Consider the following 17816-nt stretch of genomic DNA (forward strand, 5'->3'; position numbering starts at 1 on the left):
AGGGACTGGGTCGGGCGGCAGCTACCGCTCGTCGATCGGGACGAACTCGCGGTCCTCGGGGCCCGTGTAGCGGCCGCGGGGCCGGATGAGACGGTTGTCGGACTGGTACTCGAAGACGTGGCCGAGCCAGCCGCCCGCGCGGGACATCGCGAAGATGGGCGTGTACATGTCCACCGGGATGCCGAGCTTGTAGTAGACGGCGCCGGAGTAGAAGTCGACGTTGGGGGCGATCCCCTGCTCGGGCAGGCCCTTCTCGTCGGTGAGATAGGCCTCGATGCCGGTCGTGTACTCGAGCCACTTGGTCTCGCCGTCGGCCGCCGAGAGGTCCTCGAGTTTGGCCTGGAGGATGTTCGCCCGGGGGTCCTTGGTGTTGTAGACGCGGTGGCCCCAGCCGGGGACGCGCTCGCCGGCCTCCGATTTGCTCTTGACCCACTCGACGGGGTCCATGTCACTGTCGTCCAGCTCGAGCAAGGCCTCGATGACGTCCTGGTTGGCGCCGCCGTGCAGCGGGCCCGACAGCGCGCCGATGCCGCCGGTGACCGCCGAGTAGACGTCGGCGAGCGTCGAGCCGATCACCATCGAGGTGAACGTCGAGGCGTTGAGCCCGTGGTCGGCGTGGAGGATGAGCGCCATGTCGAAGGTTTCCTCGGCGACCTCGCTGGGCTCCTCGCCGGTGAGCATGTAGAGGAAGTTGCCCGCATACGAGAGGTCCTCGCGGGGCTCGATGTGGGCCTCCCCGCGGCGGAAGCGGTCGTAGTTGGCGAGGACGGTGGGGATCTTGGCGACGATCCGGCGCCCTTTTCGGCGGGCGGCGTCGCTGTTCTGCGGGTCGGCGTCGCCCTCGGGCTCGTCGGCCGAGAGCATCGAGACGCCGGTCCGGAGCGCGGCCATCGGGTCCTCGTCGGCCTCCGCGAGGTCCGCGAGCGTCGTGAGCACCTTGTCGGTGACGCCCCGCTCCGCGGCCATCGGCTCCGCGAAGTCCGCGAGCTCGTCGGCGGTCGGGAGCTCGCCCTCCCAGAGCAGGTAGAGCACCTCCTCGTAGCTGGCCCCGCGCGCGAGTTCCTCGATGTCGTACCCGCGGTAGACGAGCCTGCCCGCGTCGCCGTCGATGTAGCTCATCTCCGACTCCGCGACCAACACACCTTCCAGTCCCTTGTGGAGTTGTTCGGCCATACCGCCTGCCTTTCCGCCTGCGGGGAAAAAACATTACCATTCGTGCGCCGCCGCCGGGCCGCCCGGCGCCCCCGTGCTGGACGGGTGTCTACTTTTCCGGGCCGCAGTCGACGCCCGTCCAGCGACGGGCCGGCGGGCAGGCAACGCTTTTGAGCCGGGGCCGCCGACTGGCGGGTATGTCCGACGGGGTCGGCTACGAGCCGGTCAGCGTCAAGGCCGTGCTGGCCGAGATGAAAGACACCGCCGAGCTTCTCATCGACCTCTCCTACTCGGCGGTGTTGCTCGACAACGCCGAGGTCGCCGCCGAGGTGCTCGAGCTCGAGGAGAAGATGGACGTGCTCCAGTTGCGGGCGCGGATGAGCCTGCTGATGGCCGCCCGGTCGCCCGACGACGCCGAGTCGCTCGCCCCCGTCCTGGGAGTGGTGGGGGCCGCCGAGAAGATAAGCGACGCCGCCGGCGACATCGCCAAAGTCGTCCTGGAGGAGGTCGGCCTGCCCGCCGAGCTCCGGGGCGCGCTCCCGGAGGCCGTCGAGACGCTCGTCCGGGCCGAGCTCGTCGCCGACTCCCCGCTGGCGGGAGAGACGCTCGGCGGGCTGGCCCTGGAGGCGGAGACGGGCGTGCGCGTGCTCGCGGTCCGGCGCGCCGAGGAGTGGCTGCTCAACCCCGACGCCGACACCCGCCTGGAGGCCGGCGACGTCCTCCTGATCCGCGGCCCGGAGACCGGCATCCGGACCGTTTACCCCGACGCGACGGGCGAGCCCTACGAGCCCCGCGAGCCCGTCGAGCCCGAGGTCGCGGACCTGGACCGCGCGGTCGACTCGATCATCCTGATGAAGGACATGGGTGAGCTCGCGGTCGACCTGGCCTACGGCGCCGTCCTCTTCGACTCGGCGGACCTGGCCGAGGAGGTGTTCGAGCTGGAGGCGGAGGTCGACGCCCTCCAGTCCCGCTTCGAGGCCTGGACGCTCCGGGCCGCCGCGCGGGTCGAGGACCCGGTCTCGCTGCGCGGACTCGTCCAGCTCGCGGGCGCGGTCGAGGTGGTCTCCGACGCGGCCCTGGAGATAAGCGAGGGGGTGCTCCGGGGGATCGCGACCCACCCGGTCGTCGCGGAGGCCGTCCGCGAGAGCGACGAGGTGATCGTCCGCCGCGAGGTCGGCGCCGGCGCGCAGCTCGACGGCGCCACGCTGGAGGAGCTGACGGTCAAGACCCGGACCGGCATGCGCGTCATCGCGGTCCGGCGGACCGACCCCGGGGCCGGCGAGCCGTGGGTGCTCTCGCCCGGACCCGAGACCCGCCTGGCCGCCGGGGACGTCGTCCTCGCCAAGGGACCCCGCGGAGGCGTCGACCGGCTGGCCGAGTTACTGTCGTCCAGGTCCTGAAACGACTCACACATCGGCCCCACCGCAGTCGTGCGGTCGAGTGTACGCTGAGCTTCGAGACCTACGATAGCTCGCGGGAGAGCCGGTAGGCCCGGTAGGCCAGAAGCAGGACCGTCGCCAGCCCGCCGACGGCCATCGCCAGCACGAAGGCCAGCGCCGCGTAGTAGACCGGCGACTGGGTCGTCGCGCCGGGCAACACGACGAAGAAGGTGAAGACGGCGGCGGTGACGGCGATACCGACGGCAAAGCCCACGAGCGCGTTCCGGCGGAGGTGAAGCGCCTCGAGCAGCCGACCCGGGCCCGTCTCGTTGTCGCTCACACGCCCGGTAGGGGCGGCCGCCACTAAGCCGCGTCGGTTGCGCGCCGCGGAGCGGGCGACCGGGGGCTCGCAGCCGGGGCGTCGAGGCGCGGATTGCGCCAATCGAACCGCTAAAGAACGTGGGGGCCCCCTTGCCGGTAATGACGAGTCTGGGTTCGGCGCAGGCCGCCCCCGGGGAGGTCGACACGGGCCGGCTCCCCGTCGGCGAGACCCGGGACGGGACGGCCGTCGGCCTGCCCGTCGCCGTCGTCAACGGGGCCCGGGAGGGCCCGACGCTCTACCTGCAAGCCGGCAGCGACGGCGACGAGCTCAACGGCGTGGGGGTCGTCCGCCGCGTGGTCCCCCAGCTCGACGCCGCTGAGCTCGCGGGGACGGTGCTCGTGGTCGGCGTCGCCAACTACCACGCCTTCCAGGTGGCCGAGCACCGCAACCCCATCGACGACACCAAGCTCAACCGCGCCTACCCCGGGGACAGCGATGGCACCTCCTCCGAGCGGGTCGCCGCCGCCACCTTCGACGCCGCGACGCGGGCGGACATCGTGCTCGACCTCCACCAGGGGTCGACCTCCCGGATGATCGAGGAGGTCCGGGTGCGGTGTGGCTCCCGACACCGGCTGCACGAGGAGTGTCTCGAGCTCGCGAAGGTCTTCGGCTGTGGCTACGTCCTCGACCAGCGGGGCCCGGACGGCCAGCTCGCCCGGGCCGCCCCGGACGAGGGCGTGCCGACGGTCGACCCCGAACTCGGCGGGTCGGTCGGCTGGGACGAGCGCGCCATCCGGAAGGGAGTCGACGGCGTGTTCAACGTCCTCCGGCACTACGGCTTTCTGGAGGGGCAGGCTGCCACCGAGCGCCAGACCCGGGCCAACGGTTTCGAGCAGTACGGCGCCCCCGCCGGCGGGCTCGTGGACGTCGCGGTCGACCTCGGCGAACGGGTCTCCCGCGGGCAGACGCTCTTTACCGTGACCGACGTCTTCGGTTCGGTCAAGGCGGAGGTGACCGCCGACTCCAGCGGGGTCTTCTGGCGGACCCGCCGGCTCCCCCAGGTCGCCACCGGCGAGTACGTCTGCTCGGTGGGGACCGACGTGGACACGTACTGAGGTGGTCGGGACCGAACCCGGAGCGCGCGGGACAGACTGAAGTCCCGGCCGCCACGAGTGCCGGCAATGGTCGTCGGAGACGTCACGACAGGGACCGAGGTGTTAGTCATCGGGGGCGGCCCGGGCGGGTACGTCGCCGGCATCCGCGCCGGCCAGCTGGGTCACGACGTGACCCTCGTGGAGGCGTCGGAGGTCGGCGGCACCTGCCTCAACGAGGGGTGTATCCCGTCGAAGGCGCTCATCTCCGCTACCGACATCGCCCACCGGGCGGGCGCGGCCGAGCGGCTGGGCGTCCACGCCGAGCCGGCGGTCGACCTCGCGGCGATGGTCGGCTGGAAGGACCGGCTGGTCGGCCGGCTCACGGCGGGCGTCGAGTCGCTGCTCGAGCGGGCCGGCGTCACGGTCGTGGAGGGCCGCGCGGAGTTCAACTCCGGCGAGGAGGTCCGGGTCGTCCACGACGGCGAGGGGCAGGGCTCGGAAACCGTCTCCTTCGAGCACGCCGTCGTGGCGACCGGGAGCCGGCCGGTCGAGCTTCCCTCCGTGTCCTTCGACGGGGACCGCGTGCTCTCCTCGCGGGGCGCGCTCGCGCTGGAGACGGTTCCCGACTCGCTGGCGGTCGTGGGCGCCGGCTACATCGGGATGGAGCTGGCGACGGTGTACGCGAAACTCGGCGCCGACGTCACGGTGCTCGAACAGCTGGAGGGCGCGCTGCCGGGCTACGCGGACGACCTGGCCGAGGTGGTCCGCGAGCGGGCCGAAGAGGTCGGCGTCGACTTCCGCTTCGGCGAGGTCGTCGAGGGCTGCGAGAAACGCCGGCACGAGGTCCGGCTGGAGACCGGCGGGGACGCGGTGACAGCCGAGCGGTGTCTCGTGGCGGTCGGCCGCGAACCGGTCACCGACACCGCCGGCCTCGCGGCCGCGGGCGTCGAGACCGACGACGAGGGGTTCGTGGTCACCGACGAGCAGGGCCGGACCACCCGGGACAGCGTCTTCGCGGTCGGTGACGCGGCCGGCGAGCCGATGCTCGCCCACGCCGCCTTCCGGGAGGGGGAGGTCGCCGCGGAGGCCATCGACGGCCAGCCCGCCGCGCTGGACAACCAGGCCGTCCCCGCAGCGGTGTTCACCGACCCGGAGATAGCGACGGTCGGCATGACGGAGGAAGAGGCCCGCGAGGAGGGGTTCGACCCCGCGGTCGGCGAGATGCCGCTGCGGGCCTCGGGCCGGGCGCTGACGCTGAACGAGCGGGAGGGCTTCGTCCGCGTCGTGGCCGACGCGGAACACGGCTTCGTCCTGGGCGCGCAGGTCGTCGGTCCCGAGGCGTCGGAGCTGGTGGCCGAAGTGACCCTGGCCATCGAGATGGGCGCGACCCTCGAGGACCTGGCCGCGACGGTCCACGTCCACCCCACCCTCTCCGAGGCCGTCCACGAGGCCGCGATGGGCGCGCTCGACCGGAGCATCCACTACTGACACTGCCGGGACCGGACCGGCGCTACTGACTGGCTTCCCCCACCCGCTCCAGCCACCGCCGGGCGCGGCCCTCGGGGGCGTCGGCCACCGCCGCGAGCAGCCGGGCGTCGTACTCGGCCAGGTCCGCGACCGTCTCGATACCTGCCTCCCGGAGCCGGCCGGCGTAGGTCGGGCCGACCCCCTCGACGGTCTCGACGTCCACAGCGCCGTCGACGGTCCCGCCCCCGGTGTCGGACTCACCCCCGCGCCCGCTCGCGGCAGCCTGTGCCCGCTCGGCGACCGCGCGGACGGCCGCGCGGGCCGCGGCCGCGTCGCCGCTCCTCCCGTCGTCGTCCGTTCCGTCGCCGTCTGTCCCGCCGGCGCCGACCCCCCCGGTATCGGGTTCGGCCGCGTCCCGGGCGGCGTACCACTCGCAGACCTCGGGCCACAGCTCCTCGTGGGCCTTCCCGGAGACGGAGATGCCGATGTGGCCCCGGGGGAACTCGACGAGGCGGGTGTCCTCGCTGCCGACCAGGTCGACGACCGGCCGGGAGGAGTCGGCCGGGACGATGTGGTCGTACTCGCCGACGACCGTCAGCAGCGGCACCTCGACGTCCTCGAGGTGGACCGGCCGGCCGTCGAGGGCGTACTCGCCGGCGACGAGATTGTTGTCCTTGTACACCTCGCCGACGAACTCGGCGAAGGCGGCGCCGGCCACGTCGACCCCGTCCCAGATCCACCGCTCCATCCGGGCGAAGTTCTCCACGAAGGCGTCGTCCTCGATGTTCTCGTAGAGCTGGACGTACTTGGTGATGTACTGGTCGACGGGGTCCATCATCGAGAACTCCACCGACAGCAGTTCGGCGGGCATGTTCCCCAGCGTCTCGACGGCCACCTCCGGGTCGAAGTAGGTCGCCCACCGCTCCAGGATCCCGCCGGTGCCCTCGAAGGCAACTGGAGTCGCCATCAGGCCGAGCGTCCTGACCCGCTCGCCCTCGAGCGCGGTGTGCATCAGCGCCATCGTCCCGCCCATACAGTAGCCGAGCAGGTGGACCGCCCCGACCCCGGCGTGCTCGCAGGTCGCGTCGAGTACGTTGTCGAGATAGCGGCCGACGTAGTCGCCCATGTCGAGGGTGGCGTCCAGGCGCGTGGGCTCGCCCCAGTCCAGCAGATAGACATCGAACCCCCCTTCGAGCAGGCGGCGGACGACGCTGCGGTCGGGCTGTAAGTCGAGGATGTACGGGCGGTTGACCAGCGCGTAGACGACGAGGACCGGGGCCTCGTGGCGGCGCTCGTCGGGCTCGTAGTGGTGGAGTTCGAGGGTGTTCTCCTCGTAGACGACCTCACTCGGGGTGTGGCCGACCTCGGCGGTCAGCAGCGTCTTCAGGCGGTCCGGAGCCACCCCCAGTTTGCGGAGCACGTCGGCAGCCCGCCGACAGCCATCCCAGCCGGCGTCGCGGGTCACGACCCGACCACCCCGAGCCGGCCGCGAGGCCCGTGCATGGACGGCGGTTCTCCGGGGACGACAATAGTAGTGGGTGGTCGCCGAGCCCGCCGGTCGACGGTGGCAGCCCCGTCGGGGATGGCGAGCGCCGGGGATGCCGGCTACCGGTCGGCGCAGATACCGACGAAGTTCCGGAGGATCCGGAGCCCGGTCTCGCCGGACTTCTCGGGGTGAAACTGCGTGCCGAAGACGTTGCCGGCCTCGTTGGCGACGACGCTTGCGAAGGGGCCGCCGTAGTCCGTGGTGGCGACGGTTGCGCGTTCGTCGTCGGGTTCGGCGTAGTAGGAGTGGACGAAGTAGGCGTACTCCCCGTCGACGCCCGCGACGAGCGGGTGGTCGCGCTCGACGGCGAGGTCGTTCCAGCCCATCTGGGGGACCTTCACGGTGTCCGGAAAGCGGAGGTTCGTCCCCGGGATCAGGTCCAGCCCCTCCGCGTCGCCCTCGCCGGCGTGGTCGGCCTCCTCGCTCGTGGTCAAAAGCATCTGCATGCCGAGGCAGATGCCGAAAAGCGGCGTTCCGGCCGCCGCTTCCTCGACCAGCACGTCCCGGAACGGACCGGCGTTGTCCATCCCCTCGCTGAACGCGCCAACACCCGGGAGGACGACCCCGTCGGCACTCGCCAGGGCCGCCGGCTCGTCGGTGACGGTCACGGCGGCGTCGGCCCGCTCCAGCCCGCGGGTGACGCTGCGGAGGTTCCCGAGCCCGTAGTCGACGACGGCCACCTCGACGGTCATGGGCGGGCGTACGCGGAGGGGCGGTAAGTCGCTTCGGCTTCCGGCCCGTCTCGCATCCCCGCCGGACCCTCGACCGGCCTGCGGGCGACGTCGTGGATACCCGACAGGTCAATCGAGTAACCTACATAATCTACATAGATATATAGACATCTCAGGAATTCATTTCCGATATATACTGAACATATGAACCGTTTTATTCCGAAAACTCAGGCGTATCCATATGCGGGACAGGAGAACCTTCCTCAAACGGGCGGGCGCGCTGGGTACTGCTGCAGTGATCGCCGGGTGTACCGGTGGCGGCGACGGTACTGACACCGAGGGCGGCGGGGGCGACAGCGGCGACGGCGACAGCGGTGGCGATGATAGCGGGGGCGACAGCGGCGGCGGGTCGACGGAGACCATGAGCGGCGACGACGGCCCGGCGGCGACGTTCGGCGGCGACGGCGAGATCAACTTCAACATCTCCCCGAGCGTCCCCCAACAGCAGCTGCAGGTCCAGTACGCGCCGCTGCGTGACCACATCGAGAGCTACGTCACCGAGAACTACGACACCCCCTCGGGGCTGGAAGCGTCGATGAACATCGGGAGCAACTACAGCGCGGTCATCCAGGCACTTGGCCAGGGGACCGCCGACCTCGCCGAGACGGGGCCGCTGGCCGCCGTCGTCGGCAACCAGACCGGCAACTCCGAGATCATCCTCCAGCGCTTTGGCTACGGCGGGTGGACCTACAAGAGTCTCATCGCCGTCCCCAACGGCAGCGACATCAGTTCCGTCGAGGACCTGGAGGGCAAAGACGTCGCCTTCTCGGACCCGCTCTCGACGAGTGGCTTCCTGTTCCCGGTCGCCGCGATGGCCGAGGCCGGCATCGACATCGGCGAGCTCCCGGAGGGCAACGGCTCGCAGGCCGCCTTCACTCCCCGCTTCGCTGGCGGGCACGTCCAGTCGTACACCCTGCTGGAGCAGGGCCAGGTCGACGCCGCCGGGATGGGCGGGTTCGTCCGGGACACCTCCACCGGTCCCACCCCCGACGCCTGGCAGGACGTCGCGACCACGCTCCACGAGGACTCCGGGATCCCGCGGGCCCCCATCGTCGTGAGTCCGCAGCTCCCACAGGAGTCCAAAGACGCCATCCAGCAGGCCTTCCTCGAGGGTCCCGACACCATCTACTACGGCGCCGACGGCGAGGAGGGGACCGACGACGACCTCTGGTTCGGCGACGTCCGCGAGGCCACCATCGACGACTACCAGCTCGTCGTCGACAAGGCCGAGACGCTGGGTATCGATCCGTCCTTCTTTGAGTAAGCGGCGTCTCGTCTCCCCCAAGCACTCACTATGCCCGCCGTCACGTTCGACGACGTTACCAAGGTCTACGGTGAGGACACCGTTGCGCTCCGCGATATCGACATCGAGATCGGGGAGGGAGAGTTCGTCATCCTCCTCGGACCGTCCGGAGCGGGAAAGTCGACGCTCCTCCGGGTGCTGAACGGGCTGACACAGCCCACCGAAGGGGTCGTGGAGATCAACGGCGAGGTGCCGAGCGGCGCCCGCAAGGAGGTCGGCATGGTGTTCCAGGAACACTACCTCGTCGAGAGCATGAGCGCCTTTCAGAACGCACTCACCGGGGCGCTCGCGCGCAACGGGTTCTTCCGGAGCATCCTCACCTGGCAACGCACCGACGACAAGCGAGCGGCCCTCGAGGCGCTGGAGACGGTCGGGCTGCTCGGGGAGGCCGGCCAGCGCGCCGGCTCGATGAGCGGCGGGCAGAAACAGCGGGTCGGGATCGCCCGGGCACTGGTCCAGCAGCCCAGCCTCCTGCTGGCCGACGAGCCGGTCGCCAGCCTCGACCCCAAGGCCGCCCGGGACGTGATGGGCTACATGAAACAGGCCGCCCAGGAGCGCGACCTGACGGCGATCACCAGCCTCCACCAGGTGAACATCGCCCGGGAGTTCGGCGACCGCTTTCTCGGCATCCGCGACGGCGAGGTCGTCTTCGACGGCGACCGGGAGGACCTGACGATGGACGTCGTCGACGAGATCTACTACGGCGAGGGCGCCGACGAAGAGGCGGTCTCCACGGCGGGGGACGTCCCGCCGGACCCGGCCGAGCGCGGCGGGACCGCCGACACGCCCCCGGCAGGGTCGGCGGACCCCCCCGCGACTGCGGAGGCGGCCGAAGCGCCCGACTCCCCGGAATCGGTCGGGGGTGACGGCTCGTGAGCATTCCCGAGGTAGACGCCCAGCTCGGGAAGCTCAAACGCTCCCGCCGGCTCAAGCAGGGGCTGGCGCTCGGGCTGCTCGTGGCCGTCCTCGTGGTCACCTACTTCGGCCTCGGATTCGTGAACTTCGAGGTCGACGAGATTATCGACGGCTTCCCGAACTTCGTCGACTTCATCGCGGCCTTCTTCCCGCCGAACTTCGAGGCGATGACCATCTACACGACCGACAACGGCATCACGGGGCTCGAGGGCATCTGGGCGAGCTTCTCCGACCCCGGCCGGGTCGCCGAGAGCCTCGGCTCGCCCCGGCTGAGCCTCGTCCGCGCCGCGGTCGTGACGCTGCTGCTCGGCTTCCTGGGGACGGTGCTGGGCTTCCTGCCGGCGCTGCTTCTCGGCGTGCTGGGCAGCGAGCAGGTGACCCCCTTCCCCTTCAACTTCATCTTCCGGGGGATCATGAGCGCCATCCGGGCGATCCCCGCGATCGTCTGGATCTTCCTGTTCGTTCCGTTCGGCCCGCCCAGCCAGGCGACGGCCGTCCTCGCGATCGCGACCGACACGGTCGGCAACCTCGGACGGCTGTTCACCGACGAACTCGAGGAGATCGAGGAGGGACCCATCGAGGCGATCCAGTCGACCGGCGCCTCCCGCGCCCAGACTGTCGGCTTCGGCATGCTGAGCCAGGTCTCCCGCTCCTACATCGCCTGGACGCTGTACATCCTGGAGATCAACACCCGCATCGCCATCTCGCTGGGCGTCGTCGGGGCCGGCGGGCTCGGGCTGTACGTCCGCAACCAGCAGGACCTGTTCCAGTTCCAGAACACCGCCGCGGGGATCATCATGATCTTCATCGTCGTCCTCTCCATCGAATTGCTCTCCTCGCGCATCCGCGCGCGGCTCCGCCCCAGCGAACACGAGGGCAAGGGCTTCCTCCAGAGCCTGCGCGACCTCGCCTCGCCGGGCAAGTGGCTCGGGCTGGACCGCGACAAGGGCGAGAAAAGCTAGAAGTCCCCGAAGGTCGACTGGCCGCCGTCGCCGGCGTAGTCGGCGGCCGTCGCGAGCGCTCCCTCGAACGTCTCCGCTTGACTCCGGTCGTACAGCGTCGCCGCCGGATGGACGCAGACGAGCACCCGCCGGACCGTGTCGAGGTCGGCCTCGTGGACCGTGCCCGCCTCGCTCGTGACCGCCACGTCCCGGTCGAGCAGGTGCTCGGCGGGCACCTTTCCCAGCGCGACCACCAGAACGGGGTCGACGGCCGCGAGTTCGGCCTGGAGGTGCTCCCGGCAGTGCTCGAGTTCGGACATGTGCGGGTCCCGGTTGTCGGGCGGCCGGCACCGCACGCAGTTGGTGATCCGGACGTCCGCCCGGGCCAGCCCGGCCTTTCGAAGCCCCTCGTCGAGGACCTCCCCGCTCCGGCCGACGAAGGGCTCGCCGCGCTCGTCCTCGCGCTCGCCGGGGGCCTCGCCCACAAAGAGCAGGTCGGCGTCCGCCGGCCCGGTCCCGTTGACGATCCGCGAGCGCGACTTCACCAGCGCGGGACACCGCTCGCAGTCGGTCACGTCAGGGTCCATACCGCCGCGAGGGGCGGGCGCGACTAAGAGTCACCGGACGGCACCGCGTCGGCCGCGCGGGCCGCCAGGCGCGCGACCCGGAGCGGCTCCGGGCGGCCGCCCTCCGGGGTGAACGCGCGGACGACCCGGGCAGGCTCGGTGCAGCCGACCGCCCGGACCCAGCAGGCCGTCCCGTCGAGGGCGACGCGGCGGCGGTCGGGCTGAGCGTAGTAGGTCGCCAGCCGGCGACGGCGGGCGGGGCCCTCGAACTCCCGGCGGATGGCGTCGGCGAGCCCGGGGCTGTCCTCGAAGGAGACCGACAGCGTCGGGAGCCCCGTCGCGTCGTGGACCCGGTGGAGGTCGAGCACGTTGAACCAGGCGGGGGCGATACCCGACAGGAACAGGTACCGGACGTCGGGTCGGTCGAGGCGGCGGAGGAGAGCGACCACGGTGTCGGTCGCGTCGGTACCGCCGACGGTCCACCGGTCGAAGACGAGACCGTCGACGGCGCGGTCGGCGCGGACCACTGCGCCCGCGACCGTGCTGTGCGAGCCGGTGTAGGATTCCGCCACGCCGAGGGCGCGGACCCCGGCTTTCACGTGTTGTCCTTGATGTCTTCGAGCCGGTCGAGGAGTTCGTCGTTCGAGGCGGTGAACTCGAACTCGACGTCACCGTCGTGTGCGTTCTCTTCGGCCGACACCCCGTCGTCCTCGTCGTAGTCGGCGTCGTACTCCTGGTTTTCCTGTTCGGATTCGTCGTAACTCCCGAACCCCATACACGGTGTCGTTGGTGTGTCAGGGTCAAAAATCGCTCGGGATGTGTGAATAGATCTCACAGTACGGCGACGTGACCGGGAGTCGCGACAGCGGCCCCGGCTCGTACTGTCGGCTGTCCGCCTGTGACGAATGTCCCCGCCCCGAGGTGGCGACTCTCTCGAACGCGTTACAGCCACCAGTATCAGTCGACGTCGACGGTCCGCTCGAACTCCGCGATCGCCGTGTCGCTGCCGGCGACGAACACCTCGTCGCCGGCCTCGACGGTCGTGGCGGCGTCGGTGAGGACGCCACCGTCGCGGAGGGTGGCGACGACCGTCCAGCCGCGGTCGCGCTGGCGGCGGATGTCGGCGAGGGACTGCCCGGTGAAGGGCGCGCTGGACGCCCGGACCAGGCGGATCTGACCGACCGGGTCCATCACCCGCTCGCCGTGGACCTCGGCGGCGACCAGGCGGGCACAGACCCGCTGGACCGAGAGGACGTAGTCCGCCCCCGCCCGGAAGGCCGGGGACGCCTTCTCGGCGTCGGTCACGCGGGCGAGGACCTCGACGTCGTCGGAGAGTGCGCGGGCCATCGCGACGGTCAGGAGCGCGGTCGCGTCGTCGTCGACGGTGACCACCAGCGCCGAGGCGTCCTCGATGTCGGCCGCCCGGAGCGTCTCCGGTTCGGTGACGTCGCCGACGACGTCTGCCCCGGAGTCCGGGGACTGGTCGACCGTCGTGTAGCTGACGTCCTCGGGGAGTGCTTCGACGGCCGCCCGGCCGCCCTCGCCGAAGCCGGCGACGACGACGCTCGACTGCCTCCCCGAGCGGGCCGTGCGGACGCCGGCGGCCTGGCTCGCGGCCCTCTCGACGGCACCCGCGGGGCCGGCGACCACGAGGACGGTGTTGGGGGTGATCCGGTCGTCGGGGTCGGGCGGGAGGTGGAACTCCCCGTCGAACCAGCCCGCGACCAGCGTGAGGTCGGGGTTTGTCACGACCGGGCAGTCCGCGATCCGGACGCCGTGGAGCCGGCTGTGTCGCCGGATGAGCACCTCCCGGATGACGATCTCGTCGGTCGGTTCCTCGACGGCCACCGAGAGGGTGGCCTTCTCCGCGAGGCGCTGGCCGATCAGCGCGTCCGGGGAGACGCTGCGGTCGACGCCGACCTCGGCGAGGGCGGCCTTCCGGCGCAGCGAGGGGGTAAAGGAGATCACCCGCAGGTCCTCGTTCGCCTCCAGGGCGGTGAGGACGATGCTCGCGGTTCGGTCGCCGGCGTCGGTGATAAGCGTCGACGCCTTCGCGATGCTGGCCCGCTCCAGGTCAGCGCGGGTCTCGGGGTCACCGTGGATCGCCTGGTAACCGGCGTCGGAGAGGGCCTTCGCCTCCTCCGACTCGGATTCGACGAGGACGTAGCTGACCCCGAGGGCCTCGAGTTCGTCCAGTAGGACGCCGGTGTCGCGCTGGTACTCGGCGATGACGACGTGGTCGTCTTTCGCGGAGAGGCGGTCGTCGAGGTTCAGGGGGGCCCGCTCGAAGAGGGGGATCACGAGCACCCGCAGCGTGACGAAGCCGATGACGATACCCGTCAGCTGCATCGCCACGACGAAGACGTTCATCACCGGCGTCTCCCACGGCGAGTCCGCACCGTAGCCCGTGGTCGTCATCGTCTCGGTGACCGTCTGGAACGACCGGAACACCGACTGCGGACGCCCCTCGAAGAACTGCATCCCGAGGTTGTACAGGACCGTGTAGGTCCCGACGATGACTGCGAGCCCGAGCACGAACACCCCGAGGAGACGCTGGCGTTTCGTCAGGTTCCGCAGCCTGAGGGAGTCGGGGACGAACTCGCTCACTCCCGTACCGAACTCGCTGCCGAGGCATAAGTCCGGTGTCTGGAGCCGATACGCCGGCGCTCGGCCGGACGTTTCGCGCCCCCGGCGGTCGTTCCGCCGCCACCGCCGCTGCCGTCCCCCGCGTTCGACCCGGATTCTCCGGGGCTGAAACACCGGTCCGGGATTTTATAGCGTACGGCTGGCGGTGGACGTATGGACACTGCCCTCCCCAGACGCGAGTTCCTGGCCACCTGTGCCGTCGGGGTCGCGGGTGCGCTCGCCGGGTGTGCCGACCCCGACGTCGCGATGTTCGTGGACCCGGTCCCGACAGACCGCGCAGTCGCCGAGCGGGCGACGCTGCAGCCCGACCGGCACGGTCACCGCTCGCTGGTCGCCGGGGCGGTCGACGGCGGCACCGACCGCCCGGCCGAGTCCGGCGACGACCCGCCCTTCGACCCGGACCGGCCGGTCGTCCACGACGGGGCGGTGTACGACCTCGAATGGACCGCGACCGGCCGGGAGGAGACCCGGACCGAATACGCCATCTCCGTCACTGTCCACGACGACGGCCGCGCGGTCGACGCCACCTTCGACGAGCTGCCCGACCTCGACCGCGACCGCCTCGGGGACGTCCGGCGAGCCGTCGAGCGGGCCGTCGAGGATGACCACCCTCTGCCGGCGGTGACGGTCCAGCACCACTACACGGCCGCCGAGCGAAACCGGTCGGCGCTGGTTCCCGAGCCCCGGTATGACGTGGTCAGGGTCGGTGGCCGGCCCGCGAGTATCGAGGTCAGCGAGGAGACCGTGACGCTTCCCGTGTTCCGCTACACCGCACGCGAGCGGGCCGCGACGCTGGCGGCCTTCGGCGCGGCCCTGCGCTCGCGCCACCGGGTCGCACTCTCCGGGCTGGGCGGGACCGAGCGCGACTTCTTCGCGTCCGTCCGCGACGAGGGGTCGGTCTACGAGGCCCGGGAGGGGTTCGAGGGGGTGGCGGACAGACTCGTCGCCGAGCCGGCGCTGTTCGTCGAGGGCCGGGAGGGCGAGTGGCTCGTCGCGTACGAGGGCGGGGACTACTGGGTGACCGTCGACTTCGTCCGCATGCCGGAGTACGCCGACCGCCTGGAGGCGGTCGACGACCTGTAAAGCCTCAGAACAGCGGGACGAACCGGAACGTGAGGTAGGCGCCGACGGTCGCGATCGCCGGGACGACGTTCTGCATCAGGACGACCCGGGCGGTCGTGGCGGGGCTGAACAGCTGTGCAGTCCCGGCGACCTCCTCGGGGTCTTCCTCGCCGATGGGCGGGAGCTGTTCGCCCTCCTCGTCGACGGCCAGCGCGTCGACGGTGACCGGCGTCGACTTCTCGGCGGAGACGGCCTCGGGAACGGTCACCGGCCGCGTCGCCCGGCCCCAGCCCAGCCCGATGATCGACATCGTCGCGATCACGACGAAGCTCGCGGGGATGCCGAGTGCGGAGAGGAAGATGACGAGCGCGGAACTCACGGAGGCGACGACGATCGCGGCCGTCAGCGGCAGCTCCGTGATGTCGCTGCCCATCGTCTCCAGGGTCCGCCGGGCGATCGTGAAGGCGCCGACGGCGACCGCGACGCCCCCGAGGATGATCGCGGGGTTCATCGCCAGCTCCCCGCTTCCAACCAGCGGCGCGACGGCGTTTGCGATGTTGGAAGTGCCGGAAGAGAAGGCCATCAGACAGCCGATCCCGACGACGGTGACCGTCCCGACGAGCTCCCGGCGATTGGTCGTCGGATGGAGCCGCGGGACCGGGAGGGCGCCGGACCGGTCGAGTTCCAGCAGCGGGCCCGTGCTCCGCTCGATCGCCACCATCCGGTTGAGCCGGGCGTAGAAGTACCGTCCGATGACCAGCGACACCCAGAAGCCGATGATCGGCGAGACGACCCACCAGATGGCGATCTCCCCCATGACGGCCAGGTCCAGCACCCCGCCGGCGAGCCCGAGCCCCGCGATGGCGCCGACGGCGGTCATCGACGTCGAGGCGGGCACGCCGAAGAGGTTCCCGACGAGCAGGGCGATCCCGATGAAAAACAGCACCGCGATCGACGACTCGAGGGTGAACACGCCGGGGTCGAGGACGAGTTCCGTCCCGAGTTTCGTCACGACGTTTCGCCCGACGGTCCACGCCCCGATGAAGAAAAACAGGCCCATCAGCGCCGCGGCGACCGTCTTCGAGATCGCGTCCGCGCCGACGGCCGGCCCGAAGGCCGGTCCCGTCGTCGCCCCACCGATGTTGTACGCGACGAACATCGCGACGAGAACGCCGACGACGAGCAGCGGCTCGACCATCACCTGCCCCCGCTCGTGTCCTCTCCGCCGTCCTCGTCGCCCGTCCCACCGTCCTCGTCGGTCCCGTCGCCGTCTCCCCCGTCGATCTGCTCTTCGAGAGTCTCCTCGACGGTCTCTTCGACCGTCTCGCTGACCTTTTCTTCGACTGTCTCGTCGACAGCCTCCTTGACGCTCTCGCCGACTTTCTCCTCGACGGTCTCGCCAACGGTTTCCTCGACAGTCTCGCCGACAGTCTCCTCGACGGTCTCGCCGACTTTCTCCTCGACGGTTTCCTCCACCGTCTCCCCGACTTTCTCGTCGACGGTCTGTTCCACGGTCTCGCCGACCGTCTGCTCCACGGTTTCGCCGACCTTCTCCTCGACCGTTTCGTCGACGGCCTCTTCGACACTCTCGCCGACCGTTTCGCCGACAGCCTCCTGAACGGTCTCCTCGACGGTGTCGCCGACGGTCTGTTCGACCGTCTCACCGACTTTCTGCTCGACGCTGTCGTCGACAGCCTCCTCGACGGTCTCCCTGACTGTGGTGGTCATCCAGTCGGGGTCGAACCGCGCCATCTTCCAGACGACGTGCACGACATACGAGATCAGGACGCCGAAGCCGAAGGCCAATCCGACGTCGTCGCCGACGACCAGGATCAGGCCTACCGAGACCGCGATCAGCAGTCCGTACCCGAGGTCGACGAGCGAGTCAACCCGGTTCGGGTTCACAGCTCCTCCCGCGCAGCTCCGGACCGCGCCGTGCCGGGACCGGTTCGCCATCCGCTCGATGGTAGAGAATACACGTGTACGTTGATAGAGCCGCCCTCGGCTCAAATACCTTGGCAAGCGCGGCCGAGCCCCGCTCTCCTGACCCGGCCGCGGACGGGCAGTCAGGACCGACACCGGGGACGCTCGCTGTCGACCCCTGCGCTCACAGCTCCTTCCGGAGCACGCGTGCCCGGATGTCCGTCGTCTCCGTGTCGTACGACCCGAGCGGCCCGCCGGCCTCCGACGACGCTCTGCCGCTTGCCTCCTCTACCTGCTCGAAGCCCACGGCCTCGTAGAACCCGACGGCGTTGAGGGCGCTGTGGATCGTGAGGCCGTCGAGCCCAGCCGCTTTGGCACGCGCCTCGACATCCTCGAACAGCGCTCTCCCGATGCCCTCGCCAACCCGGTCGGGATGGACGAACACCCCCAGCAGCCGGCCGTCCGCGAGGTGGACGCCGCCGGTGCCGACGACCTGGCCGCCATCACTCCTGTCAGCCTCGGTGACGGCGACGGCGACGTACCGCTCCTCGCGGGCCAGTATCGCCCCGTCGACGGCCGCCGGGTCGCGGTCCGGGGGAGCCATGGCGTCCAGTTCGGCATCCGAGTAGCGGTCGGCCCCCTGGGCCCGGAGCGCGGCGTCGTGCACCCGGGCGACTCCCGGCGCGTCCGCGGGCGTGGCGGGTCGAACGGTCACCATGCCGGCGGCTCGGCGCCTCGCGGTGAAAAGCCACCGGTCGGGCCTCCAAGG

18 protein-coding genes are annotated in these 17816 nt (G+C 70.8%); 7 read left to right on the plus strand and 11 right to left on the minus strand.

Features of this window, described 5'->3' with window-relative positions:
• Positions 1 to 21: 21 nt before the first annotated feature.
• On the minus strand, positions 22 to 1173 hold the full coding sequence (gene citZ / locus GN153_RS14855) for a citrate synthase (RefSeq protein ID WP_159904174.1): 1152 nt from the start codon (positions 1171 to 1173) through the stop codon (positions 22 to 24).
• A gap of 176 nt (positions 1174 to 1349) precedes the next feature.
• Here citZ and GN153_RS14860 point away from each other — a divergent pair, with 176 nt between their 5' ends.
• A complete protein-coding gene (locus tag GN153_RS14860) occupies positions 1350 to 2552 on the plus strand; it encodes a potassium channel family protein (protein WP_159904176.1) in 1203 nt (400 codons plus the stop codon).
• A gap of 61 nt (positions 2553 to 2613) precedes the next feature.
• On the opposite strand, the gene GN153_RS14865 is transcribed toward GN153_RS14860, so the two are convergent.
• On the minus strand, positions 2614 to 2871 hold the full coding sequence (locus tag GN153_RS14865) for a DUF7536 family protein (protein ID WP_159904178.1): 258 nt from the start codon (positions 2869 to 2871) through the stop codon (positions 2614 to 2616).
• A 140-nt stretch (positions 2872 to 3011) separates the two neighbouring features.
• Here GN153_RS14865 and GN153_RS14870 point away from each other — a divergent pair, with 140 nt between their 5' ends.
• Both GN153_RS14870 and lpdA read left to right on the plus strand, forming a co-directional pair.
• The gene (locus GN153_RS14870) at positions 3012 to 3968 is read left to right on the plus strand and encodes a succinylglutamate desuccinylase/aspartoacylase family protein (RefSeq protein WP_159904180.1); all 957 of its coding nucleotides are present in this window, start codon (positions 3012 to 3014) and stop codon (positions 3966 to 3968) included.
• A gap of 66 nt (positions 3969 to 4034) precedes the next feature.
• Complete coding sequence (lpdA, locus tag GN153_RS14875; RefSeq protein WP_159904182.1) at positions 4035 to 5435, plus strand: dihydrolipoyl dehydrogenase; 1401 nt, start codon at positions 4035 to 4037, stop codon at positions 5433 to 5435.
• A 22-nt stretch (positions 5436 to 5457) separates the two neighbouring features.
• Here the strand turns inward: lpdA and phaC are convergent, their stop codons facing one another.
• Both phaC and hisH read right to left on the minus strand, forming a co-directional pair.
• The gene (gene phaC, locus GN153_RS14880; protein WP_159904184.1) at positions 5458 to 6879 is read right to left on the minus strand and encodes a class III poly(R)-hydroxyalkanoic acid synthase subunit PhaC; all 1422 of its coding nucleotides are present in this window, start codon (positions 6877 to 6879) and stop codon (positions 5458 to 5460) included.
• Positions 6880 to 7019: 140 nt separating this feature from the next.
• Positions 7020 to 7652, minus strand: a complete 633-nt coding sequence (hisH, locus tag GN153_RS14885; protein WP_159904186.1) for an imidazole glycerol phosphate synthase subunit HisH — start codon at positions 7650 to 7652, stop codon at positions 7020 to 7022.
• Between the two features lie 220 nt (positions 7653 to 7872).
• Between hisH and GN153_RS14890 the strand changes: the two genes are divergently transcribed.
• The 3 genes from GN153_RS14890 to phnE are packed head-to-tail and all read left to right on the plus strand — an operon-like array spanning position 7873 to position 10871.
• The gene (locus tag GN153_RS14890) at positions 7873 to 8955 is read left to right on the plus strand and encodes a phosphate/phosphite/phosphonate ABC transporter substrate-binding protein (protein ID WP_159904188.1); all 1083 of its coding nucleotides are present in this window, start codon (positions 7873 to 7875) and stop codon (positions 8953 to 8955) included.
• Between the two features lie 30 nt (positions 8956 to 8985).
• Positions 8986 to 9870 (plus strand): phosphonate ABC transporter ATP-binding protein, encoded by an 885-nt coding sequence (locus GN153_RS14895; RefSeq protein WP_159904190.1) that lies wholly within the window; start codon positions 8986 to 8988, stop codon positions 9868 to 9870.
• A complete protein-coding gene (gene phnE / locus GN153_RS14900) occupies positions 9867 to 10871 on the plus strand; it encodes a phosphonate ABC transporter, permease protein PhnE (RefSeq protein WP_159904192.1) in 1005 nt (334 codons plus the stop codon). Before GN153_RS14895 ends, phnE begins: the two co-directional genes overlap by 4 nt.
• On the opposite strand, the gene GN153_RS14905 is transcribed toward phnE, so the two are convergent.
• The 4 genes from GN153_RS14905 to GN153_RS14920 form a co-directional block, all read right to left on the minus strand.
• Complete coding sequence (locus tag GN153_RS14905; protein WP_159904194.1) at positions 10868 to 11437, minus strand: uracil-DNA glycosylase; 570 nt, start codon at positions 11435 to 11437, stop codon at positions 10868 to 10870. The two genes, phnE and GN153_RS14905, sit on opposite strands and share 4 nt — an antisense overlap.
• A 23-nt stretch (positions 11438 to 11460) precedes the next feature.
• The gene (locus GN153_RS14910; protein WP_159904196.1) at positions 11461 to 12015 is read right to left on the minus strand and encodes an endonuclease dU; all 555 of its coding nucleotides are present in this window, start codon (positions 12013 to 12015) and stop codon (positions 11461 to 11463) included.
• A complete protein-coding gene (locus GN153_RS14915; protein WP_159904198.1) occupies positions 12012 to 12191 on the minus strand; it encodes a DUF5786 family protein in 180 nt (59 codons plus the stop codon). Before GN153_RS14915 ends, GN153_RS14910 begins: the two co-directional genes overlap by 4 nt.
• 182 nt (positions 12192 to 12373) lie before the next feature.
• A complete protein-coding gene (locus GN153_RS14920) occupies positions 12374 to 13786 on the minus strand; it encodes a TrkA family potassium uptake protein (RefSeq protein WP_368372797.1) in 1413 nt (470 codons plus the stop codon).
• 429 nt (positions 13787 to 14215) lie between these two features.
• Between GN153_RS14920 and GN153_RS14925 the strand changes: the two genes are divergently transcribed.
• Positions 14216 to 15145, plus strand: coding sequence for a hypothetical protein (locus GN153_RS14925; RefSeq protein WP_159904200.1), 930 nt, complete (start codon positions 14216 to 14218; stop codon positions 15143 to 15145).
• Between the two features lie 4 nt (positions 15146 to 15149).
• Here GN153_RS14925 and GN153_RS14930 read toward each other — a convergent pair whose 3' ends face one another.
• From GN153_RS14930 to GN153_RS14940, 3 genes are all read right to left on the minus strand, one after another.
• Positions 15150 to 16322: an inorganic phosphate transporter gene (locus tag GN153_RS14930; RefSeq protein WP_159904202.1), complete on the minus strand. Its 1173-nt coding sequence runs from the start codon at positions 16320 to 16322 to the stop codon at positions 15150 to 15152.
• Positions 16322 to 17029, minus strand: a complete 708-nt coding sequence (locus GN153_RS14935; RefSeq protein ID WP_201287927.1) for a hypothetical protein — start codon at positions 17027 to 17029, stop codon at positions 16322 to 16324. The genes GN153_RS14930 and GN153_RS14935 overlap by 1 nt, the downstream gene beginning before the upstream one ends.
• Positions 17030 to 17231: 202 nt before the next feature.
• Complete coding sequence (locus GN153_RS14940; RefSeq protein WP_159904206.1) at positions 17232 to 17765, minus strand: GNAT family N-acetyltransferase; 534 nt, start codon at positions 17763 to 17765, stop codon at positions 17232 to 17234.
• Positions 17766 to 17816 lie beyond the last annotated feature (51 nt).

It is taken from the genome of Salinirussus salinus (genome assembly GCF_009831455.1).
Classification (GTDB): Archaea; Halobacteriota; Halobacteria; order Halobacteriales; family Haloarculaceae; genus Salinirussus; species Salinirussus salinus.